13 protein-coding genes are annotated in these 10983 nt (G+C 67.0%); 6 read left to right on the top strand and 7 right to left on the bottom strand.

What is annotated here, in order from left to right; genetic code table 11:
- A partial coding sequence (locus ACR2JA_RS08030) for an ATP-binding protein (protein WP_434008573.1) occupies positions 1-1008 on the bottom strand: 1008 nt, incomplete at its 3' end.
- 156 nt (positions 1009-1164) lie between these two features.
- Between ACR2JA_RS08030 and ACR2JA_RS08025 the strand changes: the two genes are divergently transcribed.
- The 5 genes from ACR2JA_RS08025 to bamC all read left to right on the top strand — a co-directional run bounded on the left by ACR2JA_RS08025 (position 1165) and on the right by bamC (position 5201).
- Positions 1165-2394, top strand: coding sequence for an MFS transporter (locus tag ACR2JA_RS08025; RefSeq protein ID WP_434008572.1), 1230 nt, complete (start codon positions 1165-1167; stop codon positions 2392-2394).
- Complete coding sequence (locus tag ACR2JA_RS08020) at positions 2391-2522, top strand: hypothetical protein (protein WP_434008571.1); 132 nt, start codon at positions 2391-2393, stop codon at positions 2520-2522. The genes ACR2JA_RS08025 and ACR2JA_RS08020 overlap by 4 nt, the downstream gene beginning before the upstream one ends.
- Positions 2522-3076: a class I SAM-dependent methyltransferase gene (locus tag ACR2JA_RS08015; protein WP_434008570.1), complete on the top strand. Its 555-nt coding sequence runs from the start codon at positions 2522-2524 to the stop codon at positions 3074-3076. The genes ACR2JA_RS08020 and ACR2JA_RS08015 overlap by 1 nt, the downstream gene beginning before the upstream one ends.
- An 81-nt stretch (positions 3077-3157) precedes the next feature.
- Positions 3158-4045 carry a 4-hydroxy-tetrahydrodipicolinate synthase gene (gene dapA / locus ACR2JA_RS08010; RefSeq protein ID WP_434008569.1) on the top strand — a complete coding sequence of 296 codons (888 nt, stop codon included), beginning with the start codon at positions 3158-3160 and terminating at the stop codon, positions 4043-4045.
- Between the two features lie 43 nt (positions 4046-4088).
- Positions 4089-5201 (top strand): outer membrane protein assembly factor BamC, encoded by a 1113-nt coding sequence (bamC, locus tag ACR2JA_RS08005; protein WP_434008568.1) that lies wholly within the window; start codon positions 4089-4091, stop codon positions 5199-5201.
- A gap of 121 nt (positions 5202-5322) precedes the next feature.
- Here the strand turns inward: bamC and ACR2JA_RS08000 are convergent, their stop codons facing one another.
- From ACR2JA_RS08000 to ACR2JA_RS07990, 3 genes are all read right to left on the bottom strand, one after another.
- Complete coding sequence (locus ACR2JA_RS08000) at positions 5323-5625, bottom strand: hypothetical protein (RefSeq protein ID WP_434008567.1); 303 nt, start codon at positions 5623-5625, stop codon at positions 5323-5325.
- A 241-nt stretch (positions 5626-5866) separates the two neighbouring features.
- Positions 5867-6373, bottom strand: a complete 507-nt coding sequence (locus ACR2JA_RS07995) for a hypothetical protein (protein WP_434008566.1) — start codon at positions 6371-6373, stop codon at positions 5867-5869.
- A 22-nt stretch (positions 6374-6395) separates the two neighbouring features.
- Positions 6396-7547 (bottom strand): JmjC domain-containing protein, encoded by a 1152-nt coding sequence (locus ACR2JA_RS07990; RefSeq protein WP_434008565.1) that lies wholly within the window; start codon positions 7545-7547, stop codon positions 6396-6398.
- 14 nt (positions 7548-7561) lie between these two features.
- On the opposite strand from ACR2JA_RS07990, the gene ACR2JA_RS07985 reads away from it, so the two are divergent.
- Positions 7562-8098, top strand: coding sequence for an FKBP-type peptidyl-prolyl cis-trans isomerase (locus ACR2JA_RS07985; RefSeq protein ID WP_434008564.1), 537 nt, complete (start codon positions 7562-7564; stop codon positions 8096-8098).
- A 73-nt stretch (positions 8099-8171) separates the two neighbouring features.
- On the opposite strand, the gene dut is transcribed toward ACR2JA_RS07985, so the two are convergent.
- From dut to ACR2JA_RS07970, 3 genes are all read right to left on the bottom strand, one after another.
- Positions 8172-8621 carry a dUTP diphosphatase gene (gene dut / locus ACR2JA_RS07980; protein ID WP_434008574.1) on the bottom strand — a complete coding sequence of 150 codons (450 nt, stop codon included), beginning with the start codon at positions 8619-8621 and terminating at the stop codon, positions 8172-8174.
- 14 nt (positions 8622-8635) lie between these two features.
- The gene (locus ACR2JA_RS07975) at positions 8636-10438 is read right to left on the bottom strand and encodes a TRAP transporter large permease (protein ID WP_434008563.1); all 1803 of its coding nucleotides are present in this window, start codon (positions 10436-10438) and stop codon (positions 8636-8638) included.
- 15 nt (positions 10439-10453) lie between these two features.
- The coding region (locus ACR2JA_RS07970) for a TRAP transporter small permease subunit (RefSeq protein WP_434008562.1) at positions 10454-10983 on the bottom strand (530 nt) is incomplete at its 5' end.

Here is a 10983-nt window from a genome sequence, read left to right as displayed (position 1 = left end):
CACCTTGGCGCTCAGCACATAGCTGGCACGGGCGAACACGTCTTCGGGCAGCAGCTTCACGCCCTTGGGCAGCAGCGCGTGCATCTCGATGAAGGCCTTGACCGCCTGGAACAGGCCATCGCGCAGGCCGCTGTCGTGCGTGCCGCCGGCGCTGGTGGGGATCAGGTTGACGTAGCTCTCGCGCACCGGCTGGCCGTCTTCGGTGAAGGCCACGGCCCAGGCCGCGCCTTCGCCGTCGGCAAAGCTGTCGTCCTTGGCGTCGGCGTAGCCCTCGCCCTCGAACAGCGGGATCACCGGGTCGGCGCTCAGCGTCTGCGCCAGGTAGTCGCGCAGGCCGCCCTTGTACTGCCAGACCTGGCTGTCCTTGGTCTTTTCGTTGACCAGCGTGACCTGCACGCCGGGCATCAGCACCGCCTTGCTGCGCAGCAGGTGGGTCAGTTCGCCCAGTGGCAGCGCGGGCGAATCGAAGTACTTCGCGTCGGGCCAGGCGCGCACCGTCGTGCCCTGCTTGCGGTCGCCCTCGCCCTTGGGGCTGATGACCAGCGGCTCGATCACGTCACCGGCGCCGAAGGCCAGCTTGGCCACCTGGCCGTCACGGAAGCAGGTCACTTCCAGCCGGGTCGACAGCGCGTTGGTCACGCTCACGCCCACGCCGTGCAGGCCGCCCGAGAAGCTGTAGGCACCGCCCTTGCCCTTGTCGAACTTGCCGCCCGCGTGCAGGCGGGTGAACACCAGTTCGACCACAGGTGCCTTCTCTTCCGGGTGCAGGCCGAAGGGGATGCCGCGGCCGTCGTCTTCCACGCTCACCGAGCCGTCGGTGTGCAGCGTGACCTTGATCTTTTTGCCGAACCCCGCCAGCGCCTCGTCGGCCGCGTTGTCCAGCACCTCTTGGATGATGTGCAGCGGGTTGTCGGTGCGGGTGTACATGCCCGGCCGCTGCTTGACCGGCTCCAGACCCTTGAGGACGCGGATCGAGCCTTCGGAATAGTCGCTGTTTTGGGTTGCCATGGCGGCGGATTGTAAGGGTGCAGCGCACAAAGACTGTATGGATAAACAGATGACGCTCGGTTGATGCGCGCGCCGCATCAGTGGCGGGCGCCGAATTCATCGCCACGGGTCGCCCCGGCGCCTGCGCGCGGTGGCCGGATTGGCTACAGTCGCCGGATGTCTTCTGCCGCACAACCCCGCCTTTCCGCCCTGCAGGTGCTCGCCTGCGGCGCTGCCATCGTCACCCTGTCCATGGGCGTGCGCCACGGCTTTGGCCTCTGGCTGCAACCGATCACGCAAACCATGGGCTGGACGCGTGAGAATTTTGCCTTCGCCCTGGCCATCCAGAACCTGTCCTGGGGCCTGTTCGGCATCTTCGCCGGCATGGCGGCCGACCGGTTCGGCGCCTTCCGTGTGCTGCTGGTGGGCGCCGTGCTGTACGGACTGGGCCTGGTGGGCATGGCGCTGTCGCCCACGCCGGGGCTGTTCGCCCTCACCGCGGGCGTGCTGATCGGCGCGGCCCAGGCTGGCACCACCTACGCCGTGGTCTACGGCGTGATCGGCCGGCAGATCCCGGCCGAAAAGCGCTCCTGGGCCATGGGCGTGGCGGCGGCGGCGGGCTCCTTCGGCCAGTTCCTCATGGTCCCGGTGGAAGGCTGGCTGATCAGCTCCTTCGGCTGGCAGGAGGCTTTGCTGGTGCTGGGCGCCGCGGTGCTGCTCATCATGCCGCTGGCGCTGTTCCTGCGCGAGCCGGGCTTCGTCGGCGGTGCGGCCCCCAAGCGCGAGCAGACGATTGCCCAGGCGCTGCGCGAGGCCTTCGGCTACCGCAGCTTCCAGCTATTGATGGCCGGCTACTTCGTCTGCGGTTTCCAGGTCGTGTTCATCGGCGTGCACATGCCCAGCTACCTCAAGGACCACGGCCTCTCGCCGCAGGTGGCCAGCACCGCGCTGGCGCTGATCGGCCTGTTCAATGTGTTCGGCACCTACGCCGCAGGGGCCCTGGGCCAGCGCCTGGCCAAGCGTCACATCCTGGCCTTCATTTACCTGACGCGGGCGGTGGCCATCAGCATCTTCCTGGTCGTGCCGCTGTCGCCAGCCAGCGTCTATGTGTTCGCCGCCGTCATGGGCGTGCTGTGGCTGTCCACCGTTCCGCCCACCAACGCGGTGCTGGCGCAAATCTTCGGCGTGGCCCACATGTCCATGCTGGGCGGCTTCGTCTTCTTCAGCCACCAGATCGGCAGCTTCATGGGTGTCTGGCTGGGCGGGTTCCTGTACGACCGCACCGGCAGCTACGACATCGTCTGGTACATCTCGATCGCGCTGGGCGTGTTCGCGGCGCTGATCAACCTGCCGGTGCGCGAATCGCCCATCAGCCGCGCACCGCTGCGCGCGGGAGCCGCCGCGTGAACAGGCCGCTGGCGTTCAAGCTGCTGGCTTGGAGCGGCGTGACGCTGGCCCTGCTGGGCACGCTGTCCCTGTACCTGCGGCCCGACTTCCTGCGCAGCCTGGCCGACCAGCTCTGGAGCTGTTTCTGATGCACGGCACCGAAGCCCCTTCCGCCTGGGTCCAGCGCTGGTCGCATCTGGTCCCCGCCGACGGCACCGTGCTCGACGTGGCCTGCGGTCATGGCCGCCACCTGCGCTGGTTCGCCAGCCGCGGCCATGCAGTGACGGGCGTGGACCGCTCGCCTGAGGCCATCGCAGCGGTCGCCGGGGTTGGCCGGGCGATGCAGGCCGACATCGAAAACGGCCCCTGGCCTTTTGCCGGTGAACGCTTCGACGCGGTGGTGGTGACGAACTACCTCTGGAGGGCCTTGCTGCCGGTCATCGTGGACAGCGTGGCCGAGGGCGGCGTGCTGATCTACGAAACCTTTGCCGCGGGCAATGAAACGGTGGGCAAACCCTCTCGGCCCGACTTTCTGCTGCAGCCCGGCGAACTGCTGCAGGCCTGCGCCGGCCTGCACACCGTGGCCTACGAAAATGGCTTCCTCGCGCCCCCGGAGCGCTTCGTGCAGCGCATCGTGGCGGTGCGAAAACGCCCGGCGGCTGACGCCCTGCCGGCCCGGTTTGCGCTGGGTGCCGCTGGGTAGAATGTGCGATTCGCGCCTGCGCGCCGGATCGACACAACCATTCGCGCCGCCGGGCGGCGCTCCTGAACCGAGTCCGAACACATGAAGACCATCACCGGCAGCATCGTTGCCCTCGTCACGCCCTTCCACCCCGACGGCAGCGTCGACTACCCCACCCTGCGCAAGCTGATCGACTGGCACATCGCCGAAGGCACCGACTGCATCGGCGTGGTCGGCACCACCGGCGAATCGCCCACCGTCAGCGTCGAAGAACACTGCGAGATCATCCGCGTGTCGGTCGAACAGGCGGCCAAACGCGTGCCCATCATGGCCGGTTGCGGCGCCAATTCCACGGCCGAAGCGATCGAGCTGGCCAAGTTCGCCCGCAAGGTCGGCGCCGACTGCCAGCTGCAGGTGGTGCCCTACTACAACAAGCCGACGCAAGAAGGCCAGTACCAGCACTTCAAGGCCATCGCCGAAGCCACCGGCGACCTGCCCGTCATCCTCTACAACGTGCCCGGCCGCAGCGTGGCCGACATGTCGGTGGAAACGGCCCTGCGCCTGGCGACCGTGCCCGGCATCGTCGGCATCAAGGAAGCCACCGGCAACATCGAACGCGCGCAGTGGCTGATCCGCGAAGCCCCCGAAGGCTTCGCCATCTACTCCGGTGACGACCCGACCGCGGTGGCGCTCATGCTCTGTGGCGGCCAGGGCAACATCAGCGTGACGGCCAACGTCGCGCCGCGCCTGATGCACGAGCTTTGCTTGGCCGCCATCGCCGGCGACGTGCGCAAGGCCATGGACATCCAGTTGCGCCTGCTGCCGGTGCACAAGAACCTGTTCGTGGAAGCCAACCCCATCCCGCTCAAGTGGGCCATGGCCCGCATGGGCCTGTGCGGCGAAACCATGCGCCTGCCGCTGACCCCCATGACCCGTTCGCTGGAACCCCTGGTCGAAGGCGCGCTCCAATCCAGCGGCCTGATGGCCTGATCCTTTCAGCGCTTACCGCTCCACGCACCGACAAGTCTTCCTCATGCACCACACCCGCACCCTGCCCCCCTTCGCCCGCCTGGGCCTGATCGCCGCAGCGGCCTTGCTCGCCTCGGGCTGCAGCGTGCTGCAGGAAGAGAAGATCGACTACAAGAGCGCCAAGCAGACCAGCACGCTGGACATCCCGCCCGACCTGACCCAGCTCAGCCGCGACTCGCGCTACCAGGTGCCGGGCTCGGTGGTCACGGCCAGCGGCTACCAGACCGCCCAGCCCGCCAGCGCAGCGACCGACACCACGGCCGCCAGCCGTGTGGGCGACGTGCGCATCGAGCGCTCGGGCGACCAGCGCTGGCTGGTGGTCGACCGCCCGGCCGACAAGCTGTGGAGCCCGGTCAAGGACTTCTGGCAGGACAACGGCTTCCTGCTCACCGTCGAACAGCAGCCACTGGGCATCATGGAAACGGACTGGGCCGAAAACCGCGCCAAGCTGCCGCAGGACATCATCCGCCGCACCGTTGGCAAGGTGTTCGAGAGCCTGTACTCCACCGGCGAGCGCGACAAGTTCCGCACCCGCCTGGAGCGCAACGCCGCTGGTGGCACCGAGATCTACATCTCACACCGCAGCATGGAAGAGGTCTACACCAGCGCCAGCAAGGACCAGACGATCTGGCAGCCGCGCAAGGCCGACCCGGCATTGGAAAACGAGTTCTTGCGTCGCCTCATGCTCAAGCTCGGCGCCAGCGAAGTGCAGGCCCAGGCCGCCCTCGCAGCCAACGTGCCGGTCCAGGCCTCCGCCCGCGTGGCCACGGTGAACAACCAGCAAGTGGTGCAACTGGACGACGGCTTCGACCGTGCCTGGCGCCGTGTGGGCCTGTCGCTGGACCGCAGCGGCTTCACGGTCGAGGACCGCGACCGTGCGCAGGGCGTGTATTTCGTGCGCTACGTGGCGGACACCAAAGCAGCGGAGCAGCCGGGCTTTTTCTCACGCCTGTTCAGCAGCGACAAGACCAGCGTGGCACCCGTCAAATACCGCGTGCTGGTGAAGTCCGCCGGTGACAACCGCAGCACCGTGTCGGTGCTGGACGCGCAGGGCCAGCCCGACGCATCGGCCACGGCCCAGCGCATCGTGCAGGTGCTGGCCGACGACCTCAAATAAAAAAGGCCCGAAAGGGCCTTTTCTGTGCCCGCCCACGATGAGCGAGCAGACAACAAAAAAGCCGCTGTCTGCACAGCGGCTTTTTCATGTCCGGGCCGTGAGGCCCGAAGCCCAGCAGCAATTACTGAGCGGGCTTGACAGCAGCCTTGGCAGCGTCAGCAGCAGCGCCGGCGGCGGCAGCAGCGGCACCAGCAGCAGCGCCAGCGGCGTCAGCAGCAGCGGCGGTAGCGGTCACAGCGGCAGCGGCGGTGTCAGCCACGGTCGGGGTGGCAGCAGCGTCGGTGGCGGCGGGAGCAGCAGCGGCGGGAGCAGCAGCAGGCGCTTCCGTGGCAGCAGGAGCGGCCACGGGGGCTTCTTCCTTCTTGCCGCAGGCGGACAGGGCAACGGCGGCGAACAGGCTGGCGATCACGAGGGTCTTGTTCATGGCAATGATTCCAATGGATGAAGTGAAACAAACTAACTAACGAAACCTTGATGCAGCCAAAAAAAAGCCCGAATGACGCATCCAGGCCTGGCTGACCCAGTCCAACCAACCGCTTTGTTCCCGGTCTTCAGACTAGCCCACGATCATACTGTTTTCGCTGCATCCGTATTTACCCTCATCTACTTTTTCTTTTGCACACACGGAACTGTTGCAAAAAAACAAAATCTCGCCCGACGAACCCTCAAAGCCCCAGCACGGAAGCCGCGAACCCAGGCCCGCCGCGGTGCCAGGCAGCGTCCAGCCGCTCGCGCAGGGCGACGCGGCGCACACTGTCCAAGCTGCTCACACCCGCGCAGCGCAGGGGGTCCAGTCGCTCCAGCGACCAGCCAGGGGACCAGATGGCGCTGGGGATTTCACCCGCCGCGGCACTGGGCCAGACCTGCGCTTCCACCAGATGCGCCCAGGTGGTGCGCCACTGCACAAAACGCGGGTGCTGCAGGCGCACCGGACCGTAGTCCTGCGCCAGCAGGCGCAGCTGGCGTCCTCTCCCCGCCCAGGCGTTGAAAGCCTCCACCACGGCGCGCTCGCCCAGCGGCCAGTCGGCAAAGTCGGCATCGCTGAGCCACAGGCTGGACCAGCCCTCGCGGGCTGCGCATTCGATCGCTTGCCGCACCAAACCGACAAAAGCCTGACGTCCGACAAAACGCCCCTCGGGCAGTGGCGGCACGGAAGGTTCAGGCCCGGTCATGGCTCGGCTCGCGGTGCGGGGTTCAACCGGCCAGAGAACGGTGCAGCCAGCCGGCTTCAAACCAGTCCTGCAGCAAGGCTTGCGCGTCGTGGCTGGCGCGCTGCACCCGGGCGGCGCTGAGCGAACGTTGATCGGCCAGGGCGCGCATCAGGCGGGCGTCGGCACCGCCGGCGCGGAAGCTCTCGCCGTTGATGAAGACGTGCTTGTCGTCGTACATCATGCGGGTGCGCCGGTCCAGGGCCACGGCGCCCGGAGTCCAGTCGTGACCCGGCTCGTCGAACCACACGCGGGGCTTGGGCTCGGTCATCACCTCGCCCAGCGCACAGGCCAGCGAGGTGCGCTGCGCCAGCAGGCGCTGCAAGCCGTCGGCTGCGAAGGCCTCCAGCGCGGGCGGCATGGCCGCCGGCGTGGCGGTGGCGGCTTGGTCGGGGTCGCGGTACAGCGTCGCGTCGTCGAATTCGTCGGCCATGCGCTGCAGCAGTTCGCCGGCCAGGCCGCCGCGCTGCGGCACGCGAAAACCCATGGAATAGGTCATGCAGTCGTCACCGACCGCGATGCCGTCGTGCGCCCAGCGCGGCGGCAGGTAGAGCATGTCACCGGGGCCCAGCAGGTGCTCTTCTTCGGGCTCGAAGTGGCTCAGGATCTTGAGCGGCACGTCGGGTTCGAGCGACAGGTCTTTCTGACGGCCGATGCGCCACAGGCGCTGGCCGCTGGCCTGCAGCAGGAAGACGTCGTAGCTGTCGAAGTGCGGCCCCACGCCACCACCGTCGCTGGCCCAGGAGATCATGAGGTCGTCCAACCGCGCGTCGGGCACGAAGCGGAAGCGGCCGAGCAGCTCGTGCGCAGCGTCCAGATGCAGGTCCACCCCTTGCACCAGCAATGACCAGCGCGGCTGCTTGAACGGCGGGAAGGCGGTGCGGGCAAAAGGGCCGTGCTTGAGGGTCCAGCCGCTGGGCTTGTGCACGATCAGACGCGATTCGACCGACTCCTGCGCCGCCAGCGCGAACAGTTCCGGCCGGCTGAGCAGCGGCTGGAAGCCAGGGAACGCGTTGCGGATGAGCAGTGGCTTTTTCTGCCAGTGGCGGCGCATGAACTGTTGGGGCGAGAGGCCGCCGAGCATCTGGCGCGGGGTGTCGGCGGGGCTGGGGGTGCTGGAAGGTCGGGCAGAGGTCATGGGACAATTGTCGGATGAAAATCACGGAACAATGCGTCGTGGCACTGACCTGGACGCTCAAGGACACCCTGGGTGAAGAGCTGGACACGCTCGACGAACCGGTCGAATTCCTGGTGGGCGGCAACGACCTGCTGGCCAGCCTGGAACAGGCGCTGCAGGGACATGAGCCCGGCGACTCGCTGGAGCTGCAGCTGGAGCCGCAGAACGCGTTTGGCGACTACGACGACCGGCTGCTGTTTCTGGAACCGCGCCACCTCTTCCCAGAACACATCGAAGAAGGCATGGGCTTTGAAGGCCTGCCCGAGGGCTGCAACCCGGCCGCCCCCAAGGACCGGCTGTATTTCATCAGCGACATTTACCCGGACCACGTGGTGCTGGACGGCAACCACCCGCTGGCCGGCATGGCGCTGCGCATCCAGCTCAAGGTGCACGCCGTGCGCGAAGCCGACGTGACAGAAGTGGGCCGCGGCACGCTGGGCACGGGCTTCTTTCGCATGCAGGTCGATGGCGGCGAGGGCGTAGCCGACGCCGTGCGCCCCACCCTGCACTGAAACCGTTTGTTTTCACGAGAAAAAAGGGCTGCTCACGCAGCCCTTTTTCGTTGCGGGTCCCGCTTGCGCTCGGTCAGCGCGTGCCAGTCGAACCGTAACCGCCAGCACCGCGCTCGCTGGCGGCAGCAAAGTCGTCCACCACGTTGAAAGTGGCCTGCACCACCGGGACGATGAGCATTTGCGCGATGCGCTCCATGGGTTCGATGGTGAAGGCCACGTCGCTGCGGTTCCAGGCGCTCACCATGAGCTGGCCCTGGTAGTCGCTGTCGATCAGACCGACCAGGTTGCCCAGCACGATGCCGTGCTTGTGGCCCAGACCCGAGCGCGGCAGCAGCATGGCGGCATAGCCCGGGTCGGCCAGGTGGATGGCCAGGCCGGTCGGAACCAGCTGCCAGGCGTTGGGCGCTAGGGTCAGCGGCGCGTCCAGGCAGGCGCGCAGGTCCAGCCCGGCGCTGCCGGGGGTGGCGTAGGCCGGCAGCTGGCCGGCCATGCGCGGGTCGAGGATCTTGACGTCGATCTGCATGGGCGTGGTCGGCATCAGTTGGCGGGCTTGGCTTCCTTGGCGGCCTCTTCCAGCGCCTTGGTCGGATCGTCCTCGGCGGCGGCAGGCTCTGCGCCCGGCACGGCGGGGACGCTGGCGCCTTCCATGCCCGCGGTCGGATCGGTCTCGCCTTCACCCGGCGCCGCGCCCTCCAGGCCCGGCATCTGGTTGAGCATGTCGTTGACCTGTTGCTCGTTGACCTCGACCTTCGCGCCCAGATGGCTGGTGACCAGCGTCGGGTAGGTGATGACCGCCGCCACCATCATCAGCTGCAGGATGATGAAGGCGATCGAGCCTTTGTAGATCTGCGCCGTGGTCACGGCCGGGATGCGCTGCTTGGTCACGTGGTCGGTGTAGTCGCTGCGGGCGGCCACCGAGCGCAAGTAGAACAACGCAAAGCCGAACGGCGGCGTCAGGAACGAGGTCTGCAGGTTCATGGCGATGATGATGCCGAACCAGATCAGGTCAATGCCCAGCTTTTCGGCCACCGGCGCCAGCAGCGGGATGACGATGAACGCGATTTCGAAGAAATCGATGAACATGCCCAGCACGAACACCAGCAGGTTGACCACGATCAGGAAGCCCAGCTGGCCGCCCGGCAACTTGGCAAACAGGTGCTCAACCCAGATGTGGCCGTCGGCCGCATTGAAGGTGAAGCTGAACACCGTGGAGCCGATCAGGATGAACAGCACGAAAATCGCCAGCTTGGTGGTGTTCTCCAGCGCCTGCTTGAGCAGGTCAACGCCCAGGCGGCGGCGTGAGCCGGCCATGATCAGCGCGCCCAGTGCGCCCATGGCGCCGCCTTCGGTCGGCGTGGCAATGCCCAGGAAGATGGTGCCCAGCACCAGGAAGATCAGCACCAGCGGCGGGATCAGCACGAAGGTCACTTGCTCGCCCAGACGGGACAGCAGGCCCATGCGGGTGACGCGGTTGATCAGCGCCAGCGCCAGGGCCAGCAGCGAACCCACGGTGATGGACAGGATGACCACTTCGTCCGTTGCCGGGGGCGTGTCGCGGCCGATCCAGGGGTTGATGATGGACTCGTGCACCTGCGACCAGGCGTAGCTGGCCAGGCCACAGACCACCAGCAGCACCACCAATGAACGGTGACCGCTGCTGCCGTCGGGCTGGTTGTAGATGCGGGCTTCGGCCGGCAAGGCGGGCACCCAGTCGGGCTTGAGGATGGCGACAGCCGCGACGAAGGCCAGGTACAGGCCCACCAGCATCAGGCCCGGGACCAGACCGCCGGCGTACATGTCGCCCACCGAACGGCCGAGCTGGTCGGCCAGCACGATCAGCACCAGCGACGGGGGGATGGCCTGCGCCAGTGTGCCCGACGCGGTGATGGTGCCGGTGGCAATCGTCCGGTTGTAGCCGTAGCGCAGCATGATGGGCAGCGAGATCAGGCCCATGGAGATGACAGCCGCGGCGACCACACCGGTGGTGGCCGCCAGCAGCGCGCCCACCAGGATCACGGCCACGGCCAGACCACCGCGCACCGGGCCGAACACCTGGGCCACGGTCTCCAGCAGGTCCTCTGCCATTCGGCTGCGCTCCAGGATGATGCCCATGAAGGTGAAGAACGGGATGGCCAGCAGGGTGTCGTTCTGCATGATGCCGATGACCCGCAGCGGCAGCGCCTGGAACAGGTTGTCGGGGAACAGACCGGCTTCCATGCCGATCAGCCCGAAGAACAGGCCGGTGGCGGCCAGCGAGAAAGCCACCGGGAAACCCGACAGCAGGAAGACCAGCAGCCCACCGAACATCAGCGGGACGAAGTTGCTTGCGATGAATTCCATGATCCGTGTGCTCCCTTACTGCGCCGCCTTGAGGCGCTGCTGTTCTTCTTCCAGCAGCCGCTGGGCCATGAGCTCTTCGTCGCTCGGGCCGCCGTGGGCCAGCACGTCAGGACCGTCGCCCGTGAGGAAAGCGATGCGCTTGATCAGCTCGCTCAGGCTCTGCACGAACAGCAGGATGAAGCCGAAGGGCACCAGCGCGTACACCGGCCAGCGGATCAGACCGCCCGAGTTGGACGACATTTCGCCGCTTTGCAGCGCCTGCTGGAACAGGGGCCAGCCCTCGTACACCAGCATGCCGCACAGCGGGAACACGAAAAGGATGATGCCGCCGATGTCGACCCAGTTGCGGCCGCGGGCGCTGAATTTGGAGGAGATGAAGTCGATGCGCACATGCGCGTTGCGCAGGAAGGCGTATCCACTGCCGAGCATGAAGACCGCAGCGAACAGGTACCACTGGATCTCCAGCCAAGCGTTGGAGCTGGTGCCAAAAACTTTGCGGATGATGGCGTTGCCCGCACTGATGAGGGTGGTGGCCAGGATCAGCC

The sequence above is a fragment of the Hydrogenophaga sp. genome, assembly GCF_051007235.1.
Taxonomy (GTDB): Bacteria; Pseudomonadota; Gammaproteobacteria; order Burkholderiales; family Burkholderiaceae_C; genus Hydrogenophaga.
The sequence above is the reverse complement of the archived record's forward strand: the minus strand, read 5'-3'. Positions and strand labels throughout refer to the sequence as shown.